At 75.6% G+C, this 15,186-nt stretch carries 16 protein-coding genes and 1 tRNA gene; 8 read left to right on the forward strand and 9 right to left on the reverse strand.

Translation table 11 applies throughout. The features are described from left to right. Nucleotides 1–94: 94 nt before the first annotated feature. Nucleotides 95–475, forward strand: a complete 381-nt coding sequence (locus tag HWY08_RS16330; RefSeq protein WP_176067143.1) for a TFIIB-type zinc ribbon-containing protein — start codon at nucleotides 95–97, stop codon at nucleotides 473–475. 114 nt (nucleotides 476–589) lie between these two features. Here the strand turns inward: HWY08_RS16330 and HWY08_RS16335 are convergent, their stop codons facing one another. Both HWY08_RS16335 and HWY08_RS16340 read right to left on the reverse strand, forming a co-directional pair. Then, entirely contained in the window at nucleotides 590–1,276 is a 687-nt protein-coding gene (locus tag HWY08_RS16335; protein ID WP_176067144.1) for a sulfite oxidase-like oxidoreductase, read from the reverse strand. Continuing rightward, the gene (locus HWY08_RS16340; RefSeq protein ID WP_176067146.1) at nucleotides 1,276–1,983 is read right to left on the reverse strand and encodes a sulfite oxidase-like oxidoreductase; all 708 of its coding nucleotides are present in this window, start codon (nucleotides 1,981–1,983) and stop codon (nucleotides 1,276–1,278) included. The genes HWY08_RS16335 and HWY08_RS16340 overlap by 1 nt, the downstream gene beginning before the upstream one ends. A gap of 105 nt (nucleotides 1,984–2,088) precedes the next feature. Here HWY08_RS16340 and HWY08_RS16345 point away from each other — a divergent pair. Both HWY08_RS16345 and HWY08_RS22250 read left to right on the forward strand, forming a co-directional pair. Continuing rightward, nucleotides 2,089–2,164 (forward strand) — tRNA-Gly (locus tag HWY08_RS16345). 67 nt (nucleotides 2,165–2,231) lie between these two features. Continuing rightward, nucleotides 2,232–2,942, forward strand: a complete 711-nt coding sequence (locus HWY08_RS22250; protein ID WP_176067148.1) for a TFIIB-type zinc ribbon-containing protein — start codon at nucleotides 2,232–2,234, stop codon at nucleotides 2,940–2,942. 226 nt (nucleotides 2,943–3,168) lie between these two features. On the opposite strand, the gene HWY08_RS16355 is transcribed toward HWY08_RS22250, so the two are convergent. Further along, nucleotides 3,169–3,312 carry a zf-TFIIB domain-containing protein gene (locus tag HWY08_RS16355; RefSeq protein WP_176067150.1) on the reverse strand — a complete coding sequence of 48 codons (144 nt, stop codon included), beginning with the start codon at nucleotides 3,310–3,312 and terminating at the stop codon, nucleotides 3,169–3,171. A 195-nt stretch (nucleotides 3,313–3,507) separates the two neighbouring features. On the opposite strand from HWY08_RS16355, the gene HWY08_RS16360 reads away from it, so the two are divergent. Both HWY08_RS16360 and HWY08_RS16365 read left to right on the forward strand, forming a co-directional pair. Beyond that, the gene (locus HWY08_RS16360) at nucleotides 3,508–3,963 is read left to right on the forward strand and encodes a YybH family protein (protein WP_176067152.1); all 456 of its coding nucleotides are present in this window, start codon (nucleotides 3,508–3,510) and stop codon (nucleotides 3,961–3,963) included. A gap of 64 nt (nucleotides 3,964–4,027) precedes the next feature. Beyond that, nucleotides 4,028–4,699, forward strand: coding sequence for a haloacid dehalogenase type II (locus tag HWY08_RS16365; protein ID WP_176067154.1), 672 nt, complete (start codon nucleotides 4,028–4,030; stop codon nucleotides 4,697–4,699). Nucleotides 4,700–4,721: 22 nt separating this feature from the next. Here HWY08_RS16365 and HWY08_RS16370 read toward each other — a convergent pair whose 3' ends face one another. Continuing rightward, a complete protein-coding gene (locus HWY08_RS16370; RefSeq protein WP_176067156.1) occupies nucleotides 4,722–5,015 on the reverse strand; it encodes a hypothetical protein in 294 nt (97 codons plus the stop codon). 196 nt (nucleotides 5,016–5,211) lie between these two features. On the opposite strand from HWY08_RS16370, the gene HWY08_RS16375 reads away from it, so the two are divergent. After that, nucleotides 5,212–5,853: a hypothetical protein gene (locus HWY08_RS16375; protein WP_176067158.1), complete on the forward strand. Its 642-nt coding sequence runs from the start codon at nucleotides 5,212–5,214 to the stop codon at nucleotides 5,851–5,853. Between the two features lie 51 nt (nucleotides 5,854–5,904). Here HWY08_RS16375 and lhgD read toward each other — a convergent pair whose 3' ends face one another. After that, nucleotides 5,905–7,101: an L-2-hydroxyglutarate dehydrogenase gene (lhgD, locus tag HWY08_RS16380; protein ID WP_176067160.1), complete on the reverse strand. Its 1,197-nt coding sequence runs from the start codon at nucleotides 7,099–7,101 to the stop codon at nucleotides 5,905–5,907. Between the two features lie 126 nt (nucleotides 7,102–7,227). After that, nucleotides 7,228–8,727: a CoA-acylating methylmalonate-semialdehyde dehydrogenase gene (locus tag HWY08_RS16385; RefSeq protein ID WP_176067162.1), complete on the reverse strand. Its 1,500-nt coding sequence runs from the start codon at nucleotides 8,725–8,727 to the stop codon at nucleotides 7,228–7,230. A 157-nt stretch (nucleotides 8,728–8,884) separates the two neighbouring features. On the opposite strand from HWY08_RS16385, the gene HWY08_RS16390 reads away from it, so the two are divergent. Continuing rightward, nucleotides 8,885–9,925: a zinc-dependent alcohol dehydrogenase family protein gene (locus HWY08_RS16390; protein WP_176067164.1), complete on the forward strand. Its 1,041-nt coding sequence runs from the start codon at nucleotides 8,885–8,887 to the stop codon at nucleotides 9,923–9,925. Nucleotides 9,926–9,946: 21 nt separating this feature from the next. On the opposite strand, the gene HWY08_RS16395 is transcribed toward HWY08_RS16390, so the two are convergent. Both HWY08_RS16395 and HWY08_RS16400 read right to left on the reverse strand, forming a co-directional pair. Further along, nucleotides 9,947–10,258, reverse strand: coding sequence for a hypothetical protein (locus HWY08_RS16395; RefSeq protein WP_176067166.1), 312 nt, complete (start codon nucleotides 10,256–10,258; stop codon nucleotides 9,947–9,949). Between the two features lie 132 nt (nucleotides 10,259–10,390). Beyond that, nucleotides 10,391–11,230: a DUF6544 family protein gene (locus tag HWY08_RS16400; RefSeq protein ID WP_176067168.1), complete on the reverse strand. Its 840-nt coding sequence runs from the start codon at nucleotides 11,228–11,230 to the stop codon at nucleotides 10,391–10,393. A 395-nt stretch (nucleotides 11,231–11,625) separates the two neighbouring features. Between HWY08_RS16400 and HWY08_RS16405 the strand changes: the two genes are divergently transcribed. After that, complete coding sequence (locus tag HWY08_RS16405; RefSeq protein ID WP_176067170.1) at nucleotides 11,626–13,524, forward strand: DUF4091 domain-containing protein; 1,899 nt, start codon at nucleotides 11,626–11,628, stop codon at nucleotides 13,522–13,524. Here HWY08_RS16405 and HWY08_RS16410 read toward each other — a convergent pair. After that, a complete protein-coding gene (locus HWY08_RS16410) occupies nucleotides 13,454–15,172 on the reverse strand; it encodes a DUF4091 domain-containing protein (protein WP_235969670.1) in 1,719 nt (572 codons plus the stop codon). The two genes, HWY08_RS16405 and HWY08_RS16410, sit on opposite strands and share 71 nt — an antisense overlap. Between the last annotated feature and the right edge of the window lie 14 nt (nucleotides 15,173–15,186).

The following is a 15,186-nucleotide window of genomic DNA, read 5'->3' on the forward strand; positions in this document are numbered from 1 at the left end:
ATCGGCGAGCGTCAAACCGCCTATCCTCCTCTCCTACACCACCCCGCCCCATCCACCGCCTCGTCCGCGAGGTCTTGAGGAGATCGGTTCCCGTATGGATTGCCCCCGGTGCAGCGTCGAGATGAGCGAGATCGCGAGCGGTGACTCCACGCTCCAGCGCTGCTCCACCTGTGGAGGCCTGTGGATCGACAGCGCCGATCTGAACCGGGTGATGCTCCACGCCAACCTGCCCTCGCTGTCGGCGGTGGGCGGCTACGTGAACCCGGACGAGATCGCGGGCATGTGCCCGGCCTGCCACGTCGACCTGGTGGCGGTGGAGGGGGGCGAGAAGCGGTCGCTCCACTACGACACCTGCGAGTCCTGCGGCGGCATCTGGCTGGAGGGCCCGGACGTCGACGAGGTGCCGGAGCAGCTCAGCCCCAAGGACGCGGAGAAGGAGATCGTCGACTTCTACCGGAAGTTCCGGAAGAAGTAGGGCGAGTCGCCTCTCCCTCGCCGCCCGGGGGCGGCGCTCCGCAATGGCTCCTCCCGCGCGCGCGGACTCGGAGCGGCGCGGCCGGCGCTGCCCGCAGTGACGCGGCGCTTGGGGTCACCGGTACCGATCGTCCCGCCACGGCCGCGCAGTGTCCGAGTACCCCCGCTCCTCCCAGTACCCGGGCCGATCGCCCTTCATCACCTCCACCCGGTTCACCCACTTCGCGCCCTTCCACGCGTAGAGCCGCGGCGTCACCACCCGGGCCGGGCCGCCGTGCTCGACGGGCAGCGGCGCGCCGTTCACCGTGTGCGCCACCAGCACGTCGTCCTCGAGCGCCTCCTCCAGTGCGACGTTCGTGGAGTAGCCGTCGTAGCCGTGGAGCATGAGGTGGCTCGCGCCTTCCTGCGGGCGCGCCAGCGCGAGCAGGTCGGCGAGGCGCACTCCGCCGAAGCGCAGGTCCATCTGGCTCCAGCCGGTGACGCAGTGGAAATCCGAGACGTCCTCCACCTGCGGGAGCGCGAGGAGGTCCGCCCAGGCGAGCGTCACCGGCTCCTCCACCGCGCCGTCCACGGTAAGCCGCCAGCGCTCGCGCGGCACCTCGGGGTGGCGGCCCAGGTCGAGCACCGGCCACTTCGTCGTGACGGACTGGCCGACCGGCAGCTTCGGCATCCCGTGCCGGTTGGGCGGCCCGGAGCCGAGCGGCCGCGCGTCGGCGCGCGACGGGGTGCGCGCCGCCCGCGCCTTGAACCTGTCGCGGAGCGCGAGGCGCGCGGCGACGATGCGCTGCTCCTTCTCGTCCATCACCACTCCCGGTCGTCGCGCCACGGGTAGCCGGTGTTCGAGTACCCGCGGATCTCCCAGTACCCGCGCCGGTCGTGCGTCATGAGCTCGAGGCGCGAGACCCACTTGGCGCTCTTCCAGCCGTAGAGCTGCGGGACGACCAGGCGCGCCGGGCCGCCGTGCTCGCGGGGGAGCGGCCCGCCGCCGAGGCCGTGCGCCACGAGGACGTCCGCCTTGAGCGCCTCCTCGAGCGGCAGGTTCGTGACGTAGCCGTCGCGGCCGTGGACGAGGAGGTGCGTCGCGTCCGCGGCCGGCCGCGCCAGCCCCAGGAGCGCGTCGAGCGGCACGCCGCGCCAGGTGAGGTCGAGCATCGACCAGCCGGTCACGCAGTGGAAGTCGGCCGCGAGCTCCACCTGCGGCAGCGCCAGGAGGTCGGCCCAGGAGAGCGTGACCGGCGCCTCGACCGCGCCGTCGATGGCCAGCGTCCAGCGGTCGAGCGGCGTCTCCGGCTGGTCGCCCAGGTCGAGCACCGGCAGCTCGTCCTGCTCCCCCTGCCCGGGCGGCAGCCGCGGCATGCCGTGGCGGTTGGGCGGCCCCGAGCCGAGCGGCGTGCGGTCGGACAGGCTGGGGGTGGCGCGCATCCGCACGTCGAACCGCGCCCGCAGCGCCCGCCGCCCCTCCTCGAGCCCGGCGAGCGTCGCCTGCACGTCCCTGGAAGCGCCAGCCATGGCGGTGAGAGATAACGTCCGCCCGTGGCCCCGGCCGCCCGGAACGCCCCCCACGCGCGCCTTGACTCGCGGCCGCGTTCACGGCAGAAATCAGCGTCAGGTCACGCGGGAATAGCTCAGTTGGTAGAGCATCAGCTTCCCAAGCTGAGGGTCGCCGGTTCGAATCCGGTTTCCCGCTCCAGTCTTCCGAGGGGTCCCGTCGCGAGGCGGGACCCCTCGGCGTTTGTGGCAACTCGAGCAGCGAACGGATGTCTTCCGCAAAGCGCCTCACCTGCCCGGACTGCAAGCTGGACCTCACCGGCGTGGAGTCGGGGTCCGTCGTCGCTCGTCGCTGTGGCCGCTGCCGCGGCGTCTGGCTCGACCCTGCCTCGTTCCGGCGCATCTGCGAGGAGGAGTCTCGCCCCCTGGACGATGGCGGCGCCCTCGCCGTCGCGCGCTCTCGCCCGCCCAGAGGCCGTCCACGCCAGGAGTCGCGAGTCCGTTACCGTCCGTGTCCTGCGTGCGGGGAGATCATGAACCGGTCCAACTTCGGCCGGGTCTCCGGCGTCGTCATCGACGTGTGCCGCGCGGACGGCGCCTGGTTCGATCGAGGCGAGCTCGGGGAGATCCGTCGTTTCCTGCGGGAGGGAGGACTGGAGCGGTACGACCGGCGCCGCCGCGTGGATCACGCGATCCGGAGCGGGCACGAACCAGCTCCAGCGAGCAGGCGCGACGTGTCGCTCGACGACATCTACGACGTGCTCGTGGGCGGAGACGGTGGATCGGATGTACCGAGCCGCATCCCCAGACTGCTCGTGGCCGCGGTGTCCGCGGCGGTCGGCGGATGGTTCCTTTGGATCGCGTTCCATCCACGCGGGTACAGCCGCAGCTTCGGCCTGGGCCGCGTGGTGATTGGGCTCACCTGCCTCTACTTCGCATGGCGGGCCGTCGAACAGTGGGCGGCCCGCAGGCGCCGCTGAAGGACGTGGTGGGGCGTCGCCCGGGGGGCCTCGTTCCGAAACGCGCTGTTGCCGGGTTGGACATACTGGCAGGCAACCACACGGACCGTCACCACGCAACGACAAGTCACGAGTGCGTGCGTGGCGGGAAAGCTGCGCGAGCCGAAGCTTCGCCGGCCCGGCCGCGCCAGGTTCCGCTCGCCACCCGCGGCGCCGCGGTCGGGCGCGGGCGCGGGCCGCGCCGACCTCAGCGCATCGCGACCCACCGCTCCCCGCAGCGGGGACACACGTAGCTCGTCATGTTGCCGGCGGTCTGCTGCGCGGTGCCCTGGGCGCCGCACTTCGGACACTTGTCGGTCGGTCTGGTGGGCGCGGGGACGTGGATGGGCATGGCGGACTCCCTCCTCGATGGCCGGAGCGTGGCGGCGCGCGTGGGGCTCGTCCTAGCCATACCACCTGCGACCGAGCCGGCGCGGGATCGCGTGGCCGCCATGCGCAAGCGTGCGCCCGCCCCGCGCGCCGCCTCCCCATCTGCCGCTTGCGGCGGCCGCGCCCCTCGCCAGGCTTCAGCGCCGGAGGTGTCCTCATGGAACAGACGGGCACGAACGTGGCAGGACCGCAGCAACAGGCGAAGGGGGTGGAGGCGTCCCTGGAGGCGGCGCTGCGGCAGTTCACCGAGGCGTTCAACCGGCTCGACGCGAAGGCGGTCGCCTCCTGCTGGGCGGAGGACGGCACGCTCATCAACCCGATCGGCAACCACGGCCAGGGGCGCGCGGGGGTCGAGCGGGTCTTCCGGGAGGACGCCGAGGCGATCCTGGGCGGCACGACCTCCTCCTTCCGCATCGCGAGCGTGCGCCGGATCGGCGACGACTGCGCGCTGCTCGACCTCGACCACGAGGCGCAGAACTGGACGCGCCCGGACGGCTCGAGCGGCACGCTGAAGCTGCACGTCGTCATCCTGGCCCAGAAGAAGGGCGAGAGCTGGCAGTGGCTCGACGCGCGCCCCTACGCGTTCATGCAGCGGCCGCAGCGGGTGCACTGACGGGCACCGGCGCGCCGCCGAGCGCGCGCTGGCGAGGCGGCGGGCGCGGCGTTAGCCCCCGGGCATGCGCCGCCCCGCCGCCGCCGTCTTCGACGTGATCGAGACCCTCTTCCCGCTCGAGCCGCTGCGCCCGAGGCTCGCCGCGCTGGGCCTCCCGGACGCGCTCGACCTCTGGTTCACGCGGATCCTGCGGGACGCCTTCGCGCTCGACGCGAGCGGCACGTTCAAGCCGTTCCGCGAGATCGCGGGCGGGGCGCTCGAGGTGCTCGCCGCGCAGCGCAGCCTGGCCCCGGACCCCGGCGCGGTCGCGGCGGTGCTCGACGGCTTCATGACCCTCGACCCGCACCCCGAGGCCGCGCCGGCGTTCGAGCGGCTGCGCGCCGCTGGCGTCGCCGTGGCGACGCTCTCCAACGGCGGCGTCGAGGCCACGCGCGGCCTGCTCGAGCGGTGCGGGCTCCTCCCGCTCGTGACGCGCGTGATGGGCGTCGACGAGGTCCGCCGCTACAAGCCGGCGAGGGAGGTCTACCTGCACGCGGCGCGGACGCTCGGGCAGGACCCCGGCCGCGTGGCGATGGTCGCCGTGCACGCCTGGGATCTCGAGGGCGCGCGCCGCGCCGGGCTCTCCACCGCCTGGGCCTCTCGCCTCGAGCGCCGCCATCACCCCGCGATGGCGCCGCCGGACGTCTCCGCGCCCGACCTCCTCGGCCTGGCGGAGGCGCTCGCGGGCCTCGCCTGAGCGGGAGGCGAGCGCGGCGCCCTCAGCCGCTGCGCCGCCGCGCCGGCGCGAGCGGGATGACGGTGGCCGGAGGCGATCCCGCCGCCCGGGGCGGCGCCTCGGGCGCGTCGAGCCGCCGGAACAGGATCCAGATCGCCAGGCCGAGCGTCATGGGCGGGAGCGCCAGGATGATCGGCGGCAGCACGAACACGGCCGAGAGGACGAGCGGCGGGACGACGCACAGTCCGCCGACCACGAGCCAGAGGACGCGCCAGCGCTCGATGCGGGCGATCCTGAGGATGCCATCCCGGCGCCGCCGGACGACCGTTCGCGCCATCGAGGGGACGATGGGCGCTGCAGCGCGACCGCGCCAGCCTCGGAGGGGTCGCGCCGGCGCGGCGGGGCGGGCGGTCCCGGGCACGCCGTGCGGGCGGCGCCCACATGTCGCACCTCCGCCGCGCCTCTTGCACGATGAGTGACGACGTTCGCCGGTTCGTTCTAGGATGCGCCGGCACTCGACGGGAGGGCTGGCCATGATCGTCTTCGGAACCCGCGGCAGCGTCGTGCAGGGACCCCAGCGGCGCGGCGTCCCGTGCGCCTCGTGCGGGATGGACGTGCACGCGACCTACGGCCTCCTCCGCTACTTCCACGTCTTCTGGATCCCCATGTTCCCGACGCTGAAGCAGCCGGGCATGGAGTGCCTGCACTGCAAGAAGGCGCTCCGCGGGAAGGAGATCCCGGAGCGCGTCCGCGCGGAGGTCGCGGCCCAGGTCTTCACCAGGCGGCGCGTGCTCCCGCTGTTCACCGGGCTCGCCCTGGTCGCGCTCCTCGGCGCGACCGCGGCGTACGGCGGCGCCCAGCAGTCCGCGAAGGAGGCCGAGTACCTCGGCGCGCCCGCCGTGGGCGACTGTTACGTGGTGAAGCTGGCCGGGTTCGTGAAGGTCCCCGACGCGCAGCACCCGTACGGCGTCCTGCGCGTCGCCAAGGTCTCGCCGGATCACGTGGAGCTGCGCCTCGGCACCTACGCCTACAGCCGGCCCAGCGGCGCGGACCGCGCGATCCGCGGCGGCGACCTCGCGCGGGCCGACTACTTCGGACCGACCCCGGTCCTGCTCGCGACCTCCGATCTCGCGCGGTTGAAGCAGGAGCGCACCATCTACTCCGTGCGGCGCTGAGGTCGACCCGCGGGCGCGCGAGCAGGCGGCGGCGCCGCCGCGCGGTCGGGCTCAGGCGCGGAGGTGCTGCTGCACCACCGTGCGCGCGAGGTCCATCGAGCTGGTGAAGGCGGGCGAGATGGGGTTGAGGACGTGCACCGTCTCGTCCCGGGCCGCGACGACGAAGTCCATCACCAGCTCCTTCGTGCGCCAGTCGACGAGCTGCGGGCGGATGCCGACCTTGGCGGCGCGCTCGAAGAGCGCGGGGTCGAAGCGCTTCACCAGCCGGGCGGCGTCGCGGTGGAAGAAGGCCGGCACGTACTTGCGCGGCTCGGTGAGCGCCACCCCGCGGAACCTGGGGTTCGCGAAGAAGAGCCGCGCGTCCGCCCCGACGATGGCGAGCGCCTCCCGGTCCATCCCCCCGAAGAACCCGTAGTTCTCGCGCCCGAAGGCCGGGATGGCGGTCGGCCCGACGTAGACCTCGCCGTGGACGCTGCGCGTGAAGTGCACCCCCAGGAACGGGTTCCGGATGTCGGGCACCGGGTAGATGTTGCCGTTCACCGGGAACGAGGCACCCGGCCGCAGCTTGCGGTAGATGCCCTTGAACGGGATGAGCCGGTAGCCCTCGCCCACCCCGAAGTGGCGCGCCACGCGATCGCAGTGCGCGCCGGCGGCGTTGACGAGCCGGGCGTAGGCGATGGGGCCGCCGGAGGTGGCGGCCGTCCGCGGACCGGCGAGCCCGGTGAAGGCGCGGCCGGTCAGGATGCGGACGCGGCCGCTCCCGGTGAGCTCCTGGCGCAGGCTCTCCAGCACCGCCTTCGGGTCCACCACCGCGGTGTCGCGGGAGAGGAGCGCCTTCTCCACCGTGCGCGCCGAGGGCTCGAGGTCGGCGAGCTGCCGCTCGTCGACGAACTCGACCCGCGCGCCGTTGGCGAGGGCGCGGCGGTGCAGCTCGTCCAGCGTGGGCAGCTCGGCGGCGTCGCGCGCCACGATCACCTTGCCGCACTCGACGAGCGGCAGCCCGCGCTCGCGGCAGTACGCGCGCATGAGCATGTTGCCGCGCAGGCAGGAGCGCGCCTTCAGGCTGTCGGGCGCGTAGTAGATGCCGGCGTGCAGGACGCCGCTGTTCCTCCCCGAGGCGTGCCGGCCCAGCGAGGGCTCCTTCTCCAGCACCACCACGTTCTCGCGCCCCGCGGCGAGGAGCTCGCGCGCGAGCGTGAGCCCGATGACGCCGCCCCCCACGATGAGCACGTCCGCCGCCTCGGCCATCTCTCGCTCCCCGGCGCTGCAGCGCCGCGCGCAGCCTCCGCCGCGCCTGCCGCCGGCCCCAGCGTACCGCGTCGCGACGGCGCGGGGGCGCGCGGGCGCTGCGCCGGGCCGGCAGGCGGGGCGCGATCAGCCGAGCGTCGGCATGGCGAGGCTGGCGGCGGTCGCGGCCGAGGGCTCCGGCCAGCGGGTCGTGACGGTCTTGGTGCGGGTGTAGAACTTCACGCCCTCGGCGCCGTGCACGTGCAGGTCGCCGAACAGCGACTGCTTCCAGCCGCCGAAGGAGAAGAAGGCCATCGGCACCGGGATGGCCACGTTCACGCCCACCATCCCGACCTGGACCTCGCGCTCGAAGCGCTGCGCCGCGTACCCCGAGCCCGTGAAGACGGCGGTCCCGTTGCCGTAGGGGTTCGCGTTGACGAGGGCGATGGCCTCGTCGAGGGAGCCCACGCGCAGGACGATCAGCACCGGGCCGAAGATCTCCTCGCGGTAGACGCTCATCGAGGTCGTGACGCGGTCGAGCAGCGTCGGGCCGAGGAAGAAGCCGGCCGTCGGCTCCTCGACGCGCAGCGCGCGGCCGTCCAGCACCGGCACGGCGCCCTCCGCGATCCCGGCCGCGATGAGGCCGCGGACCCGCTCGCGGTGCGCGGCGGTGATGAGCGGGCCCATCTCGACGCCGGCGCGGGTCCCGGCCCCGACGCGCAGGGCGGCGGCGCGGTCGCGCAGCCGCGCCACCAGCGGCTCGGCGGCCGCGCCCACCGCCACCACCGCCGAGATCGCCATGCACCGCTCGCCGGCCGAGCCGTAGCCCGCCCCGATGAGCGCGTCGGCGGCGAGGTCGAGGTCGGCGTCGGGGAGCACCACCGCGTGGTTCTTGGCGCCGCCCAGCGCCTGCACCCGCTTGCCCGCCTTGGCCGCCGTCTCGTAGACGTGGCGCGCCACCGGCGTCGAGCCGACGAACGAGACGGCGCTCACGCCCGGGTGGGCGAGCAGCGCCCCGACCGCCTCGGCGTCGCCCGGCACGACGTTCAGGACGCCGGGCGGGAGGCCCGCCTCGCCGAGCAGGCTCGCCAGCCGGAGCGAGGTGGAGGGCACCTTCTCGGAGGGCTTGAGGACGAAGGTGTTCCCGCAGGCCAGCGCCACCGGGAACATCCACATCGGCACCATGGCCGGGAAGTTGAACGGCGTGATCCCGGCGCAGACCCCCACCGGCTGCCGGAGCGAGTGGCAGGAGACGCCCTTCGCCACGTCCTCCGACAGCTCGCCCTTGAGGAGGTGCGGGATGCCGGTCGCGAACTCGACCACCTCGAGGCCGCGCTGCACCGAGCCCGCCGCGTCGGGGAGCGTCTTCCCGTGCTCCTCGGTCACGAGCCGCGCCAGCTCGTCGCGGTGCGCCTCGAGGAGCTCGCGGAACCGCATCAGGATGCGCGCGCGGCGGAGAGGCGGCGTGTCGCGCCAGCCCGGCAGCGCCGCCTCGGCGGCGGCCACGGCGCGGGCCACGTCCTCGCGGCCGGCGAAGTGGACGCGGCGGACGACCTGGCCCAGCGCGGGGTCGAAGACGTCGCCGAGCCGGCCGCCCGCGCTCGCGACCTCCTCGCCGCCGATCCAGAGCTTCAGGGTAGGAGTCATGAGGGGTGAGGCGGACCGTAAAAAGATGGTCAGGGCGCTTCAAGGACCAGCCCCAAGCAAGCCGGTTGACGCAGCGTGACATCCCATCGCCGCGGCGCGTCGGGCCGGGGTATGTTCGGAGAGGCGCGCCAGGCGCTCGCCCGGGAGAGGGGTCGCCATGAGAGCCGTGGTCTACGAAGCCTTCCAGGGGACGCCCGAGCTCCGGACCGTGCCCGACCCCTCGCCGAGCCGGGACGGAGTCGTCCTCCGGGTCGGCGCCTCGGGGCTCTGCCGCAGCGACTGGCACGGCTGGATGGGTCACGACCCGGACATCCGCCTCCCCCACGTCCCCGGGCACGAGCTGGCGGGCGAGGTGGTCGCGGCCGGCGCGGAGGTCCGCCGCTGGCGAGCGGGCGACCGGGTGACCCTCCCCTTCGTCTGCGGCTGCGGCGCCTGCCCGGAGTGCGCGAGCGGGAACCAGCAGGTGTGCGACCACCAGTTCCAGCCCGGCTTCACCCACTGGGGCTCGTTCGCCGAGTACGTCGCCATCCGCTACGCGGACGGTAACCTGGTCCGCCTCCCGGAGGAGATGGACGACGTGACCGCCGCCAGCCTGGGGTGCCGGTTCGCGACCTCGTTCCGCGCGGTGGTGCACCAGGCCGCGCTCCGCGGCGGCGAGTGGCTCGCCGTCCACGGCTGCGGCGGCGTCGGCCTCTCGGCCATCCTGATCGGGCGCGCCCTGGGCGCGAGCGTGGTGGCGGTCGACGTCGGCGACGACCGGCTGCGGAGCGCCGCGGCGGCCGGCGCGAGCGCGACCGTGCACGGCCTCCGCGTCCCCGACGTCGCCCGCGCCATCCAGGAGCTCACCGGCGGCGGCGCCCACGTCTCGATCGACGCGCTGGGACACCCGACGACCTGCTTCAACTCCGTCCGCAGCCTCCGGAAGCGCGGCCGCCACGTCCAGGTCGGCCTCATGCTCGCCGGCCACCGGCACCCGCCCATCCCCATGGACGAGGTCATCGCCAAGGAGCTTCGCCTCCTCGGCAGCCACGGCATGCAGGCCCACGCCTACCCGGACATGCTCGGGATGATCCAGCGCGGCGCGCTCGACCCGCGCCGCCTCATCGGCCGCCGCGTCGCGCTCGCCGAGTCCATCGAGGCGCTGCAGCGCATGGACGAGTTCGCCGGGGTGGGCGTCACGGTCATCGACCGGTTCTGACTTTCCTGCCGCGGGCGCCGCTCACGCCGCCGCCGCGGCGCTGGCTGCCGCCCCGCCCGCCATGGCGCGGCGGTAAGCCGCCACGCCGGCGTGGGTGGCGCGCTCGGGCGCCGGCGCGCGGGACGGCGGGGGCGCGGGAGGGCGCGAGCGCGCCGCGCGGTACCAGCGCACGGTGCCGCGCGGCACCGGCGCCGCGCCGCGGCTCGCCTCGCGCGCCTCGGCCGTGAGCGTGACCTTCTCCGCGTGCGTGGCGGCGCGCGCTGCCTCGCCGTCGGCGGGCGCGGCGGCGGGGAGCGCGGGGAGCGCGCCGATGCGGGCGAGGTCGAGCGTCACGGGGTGCGGCGCCTCTGCCGCCGGCGCAGCCTACACGAGCGCGCGGGCGCGGGGCGTCCCCCGGCGGGCTGACGCCCCGCCCGACCCGGCCGCGACGCCCCGGGTCGGCGGCCCCTCACCCGCGCCGCACACCTACAGTCCGTCGAACGCCACCTCCTCGACCTCGAAGCGCGCGTACGGGAAGGGCCGCCCCTCGATGATCCAGCTCGCCTCCATGTGAAAGGGGACGAGCACGCCGTCCACCGGGCGGAAGTCGCCGGACGCGCCGTGGAACGGCGTCTTCACGCTCCGGCCGCCGCCGAGGTCGCGCTCCCGCTCGCCGCTCATCCCGGTCATGAGCCCGTCGGGGCCGAAGGCGAAGGTGGCGGTCACGGCGCGGCCGCCCACCGCCAGCGTGGCGCGGGCGTGGTCCGCGTCGATCGCCTCCCACCGCAGGTGGCGCGCGTCGAGGAAGGCGGTCGGCATCCAGGCGAGCTCGCCGAGCAGCCGGAGCAGCGCGCCCTGGTCCAGCGCGGCGCCGCGCGCGCGCTGGAGCGTGACCGTGGACGCGAGCTTCACGAGCATCTCGCCCTCGCCGTCGACGGAGCGGTCCCGCGCGTCGATCCACAGCCCGGCCCCGGCCCGCACCCGCCCGTGCCAGACGAAGCCGGGCGGCGCGCTCGAGAGCCACTGCTCGCCGCGGATGGGCAGCCAGGGTTTGTCGAGCCCGGGCCGGAACGTGCCCCCGTGGCGGAGGTGCGCGGCGCGCAGCGGCGCGTGCCGCCCCGCCCCGGACACCTCCAGGTAGCGGCGCACCGGCGCCGGGAGGCCGTCGAGCTGCGGGCGGTGGGAATTCGGCGCGGAAGCGGCCGCGCGCGCCGCGAGCGCCGCGCCCTCCGCCGCGGCGCTCCGCTCGAAGCGCTCCCGCCGCTCCAGGACGAGCAGCGCCAGGGCCGCGAACACGGCGAGCGCGATCCCGATCCAGGTGGTCACCGAGTGGCCCCTTCGCGCGCCGGGGGACGCGCGGCGCGGGCGCGATTCTACGCCGAGCCGCGCGATGCGGGCCGACGTTCGCCGGGCGCCCTGGTGAGCCGTCCAGCGCTTCTCGCCCTGCAGGCGCTCGCCTCCCCGGCCGCGTCGAAGATGGGGCCTGTCGCACCGAGCGGGCGAGCGCCTGGGCCATCGCCCGTACGCCGGCCGGACGATCGGTGAACCCCCCGCCCGCGTGAAATCTCCGCGGTCGCGGCCCTCTCGCACACCTTGTCCGCTGGTATGCGGCGGTGTGAGCGAAGGCGTGTGCTACACCCGCACCACCCCTCGGCCGGGGGGAACAGGCTCGCTCGGCGAGTCGTTCGGGGAGCGCAGGACCACCCCGAAAGGAGCCGCCCTTGCCGCCCGCCCGCCCCCTCCTGGCGCTCGCCGTCGCCCTGGCGCTGCCGGTCGCCGCGCGCGCCACCACCGTCTGGACGGCGACGGGGACCGAGAAGATCCGCCCCGGCGCGGCCGCCCGGGCCGACGCGGCGGGGACGCTCTCGGCCGCGAAGAACGAGTTCGAGGCGTTCCAGATCGCGGTGGTGGGCCCCGCCACCGGCGTCTCCGCGACAGCCACCGCGCTCACCGGGCCGGGCGTGATCGCGGCCCCGCGGCTCTACCGCGAGGCGCTCATCGACCTCCAGTACGCGTCGGCCGCCGACGGCGCGACGGGCAGCTTCCCCGACGCGCTCATCCCGGACGTCGACGACGTGGTGGGCGAGAAGCGCAACGCGTTCCCCTTCGACGTGCCGGCCGGCCAGACCTGGGTGCTCTACGTCGAGGTGCACGTCCCACCCGGCGCCGCGGCCGGCGACTACGCGGGGACGGTGACGGTCCACGCCGCCGAGGGCGACGCGGTCGTCCCGGTGAAGCTCACCGTGTGGGACTTCGCGCTCCCCTCCACCTCGTCCCTGCGCTCGGCCTTCGGCGAGGGCGGCGCCGCCGCCCGGCACGCGCTCTCGGGCGACGCGCTCACCGCGCTCGAGACGCGCTACGCGCAGCTCGCGCTCGACCACCGCGTCTCGCTCCACGACGTGCGCGACGGCGCGAACCCGGACTGGGCCCACTTCGACCGGTGGTATGGGCCGCTCCTCGACGGCGCGATGCCCACCCAGCTCGCCGGGGCGCGGCTCACCTCGATGTCGAGCGGCGCCGACCTCGCCTCCGCGGCGCAGCACGCCGACTGGGCGGCGCACTTCAAGGCCAGGGGCTGGTTCGGCCGGCTCTTCCAGTACACCTGCGACGAGCCGCCCATCACCTGCGCCTGGTCGGACATCGCCGCCCGCGCGCAGAACGCGAAGCAGGCCGACCCGAGCTTCCGCACCCTCGTCACCACCGACGCCGCCCAGGCCACCCAGAACGGCGTGCTCGGATCGATCGACCTCATGGTGCCGGTCATCAACTACCTCGACGACCGGCCGTACGACGCCTACGGGTGGACCGCCGGCGGCGAGACGCGGCCCGCCTACGACGCCTTCCTCTCGGCGCCGGGCAAGGAGCTGTGGCTCTACCAGAGCTGCATGAGCCACGGCTGCGGCGGCACGGTGGACATCGGCAACCCCACCGCGAGCGACCTCTACTGGACCGGCTGGCCGAGCTACATGGTGGACGCGAGCGCGGTGCGGAACCGCGCCATGGAGTGGTTCAGCTTCCGGTACGGGGCGTCGGGCGAGCTGTACTACGAGACCACCCAGGCCTACTACGCGCGCGATCCCTGGACCGGCGGGCTGTGGGACTTCACCGGCAACGGCGACGGCACGCTCTTCTGGCCCGGCACCCCCGACCGCATCGGCGGCACGACCGACATCCCGCTCGCCTCGCTCCGCCTCAAGCTCGTCCGCGAGGGAATGGAGGACTACGAGTACCTGAAGCTCCTCACCGACCTGGGCGGCGGCGACGAGGCGCAGGCCATCGCGAAGCAGCTCTTCCCGCACCCGTGGCAGTCGGACGCGAAGCCGGCCGACCTGCTGGCGGCCCGGGCGCAGCTCGCGGCGCGCATCGTGGCCCTCTCGTCCCAGGCCGCGCCGGCGGCGAGCTCGAGCGGGGCGGGGGGCTCGGCCGCGACCAGCTCCCCCGGCGGCTCCGCCGGCTCATCCGCGTCGGGCACCGCGTCCGGCGCGTCCGGCTCCGGCTCCGGCGCCGCGTCCGGCTGCGGCGCGGCCGGCGGCGACCCGGCCGGCCTCCTCACCTTCCTCGGCGGTCCGCTGGCGCTCGCCTGGCGGCGGCGTCGCCTCCGCGCGGGCGCGGCGCGCTGAGCGCTTCCGCCAGCGCGCGCCCCAGCTCGTCGTGCGCGGCGAGCCAGGGCCGCGCCTCGCGCGGGAAGCCGCGCAGGGAGGGCGCGAGCCGGGCGGCGAGCCGGTCCACCAGCCCGCCCAGCCCGGCCCGGCGCGCCAGGGCTGCCAGCTCGCGGTCCTCGATGGCGTCGCGGACGAGCTTGAGCCGGATCGACTCGACCGGGAACGGGTTCGCCCCGCCGAGCTCGCCCGGCAGGCCCGGGTAGAGGAGCGTCCCGTCGCCGTTCCCGGCGAACGCGCGCACGTCCCGCCACGGCTCGCGGGTCCACGCCTCGAGGGTCTGGTAATACAGCTCGCCCGCCACGCCGGCGCGCTCGGCGAGCCAGCCCAGCGCGCGCACGCTCGCGCCAGGGCGGTCCACCTCGTACCCGGGCCAGCCGGCGAACTCGCGCACCATCCGCTCGCGCGCGCGCCCCGCGGCCGGCAGCTCGTCGCACCCGTGGCTCAGGCAGGAGGCGTACCAGAACGGGCGCCCGTCCCAGCCGCCCGATCCGCCGCGGCGCGCGCCCGGGAACGCGGCCGGGCCCTTCCCGTCGAAGAAGACGAGGTTCGGCGCCCAGGCCTCGACCAGCCCCTCGAGCCCGGGGCGCGGCTCGCTCGTGACGAAGGTGCGCACGCCCGCCTCGCGCGCCGCCCGCGCCCGCCGCGCCAGCGCCGGCAGCTCGCCGGGCTTCGGCTCGTCGAGCGTGTAGAGCCAGAGCGCCCCCTCCCAGCCGCGCGCCTGGAAGTGCTCGCGCCAGGCGCGCAGGAGCGCCACCTGATCCGCCAGCGGCGCCTCCCAGTCGCGGGCGCGGACGCGCGCGTCGGCGAAGGTGCCGCGCACGCCGGGCACGAGCGTGCCGTCGAGGATGGGCCCGACCTCGGCGTCGTAGGCGCTCCAGTCGAGCGCGCAGCGCGCCGCGGTGCAGTCGCCGGCCGGCGGGTCGTAGCTGAGCCCGTGCGGCGAGACGCGGTGCCGCAGCAGCGCGGCGGCGAGGGCGCGCGCCAGGACCGGATCGTCGGGGCGGCCGAGCGCCTTCGTGCCGACGCGCGTCGGGAGGCCGAAGGTGACCGTGTGCGCGCTCGTGGCGGGGAGCGCGAACGGCCACACCTCGAGCCGCACCGGCACCTCGGCGAGCGCGCGGGCGCCGTCGGCGAGCCGGACCGCCCCGCGGTAGCGGCCGGGCGCGGCGCCGGCCGGGACGCACAGCTCGACCCAGATCGCCTGCAGCCGCCCCGCCGGGACCGCCACCGGGAACGCGCGCCGCGGCTCGCCGAAGAAGCCGTCGCGGACCGGCACGAGCGGGTCGGGCCAGGCGCCGCGCGCGCCGTCGGGGCCGGAGGGCGCGGCGAGCTCCACCGTCGCGACGCGGTAGAGGGCGGGCGCGAGGGCGGAGGGGCCGGCCAGCGCGGGCGCCTCGGCCGTGAGCGCGGCGAGGGGCCGCGCGGCGCGCACCGCGATCTGGGCCGACTCGCACTCCCCGCGCGCGGCGGAGAGCTCGATGGCGCGCCCCGGCGGCAGCGGGTCCCCCGGCCGGAGCTTGTCGAGGGCGCCGGCGGTCCCGAAGACCCCCGGCGCGGCCGGGGCCGCGGCGGCGAGGAGCGCGGCGGCGAGGAGCGCGAGAGCCACGCCGGGAGGGTGGG

The sequence above is a fragment of the Anaeromyxobacter diazotrophicus genome, assembly GCF_013340205.1.
Taxonomy (GTDB): Bacteria; Myxococcota; Myxococcia; order Myxococcales; family Anaeromyxobacteraceae; genus Anaeromyxobacter_A; species Anaeromyxobacter_A diazotrophicus.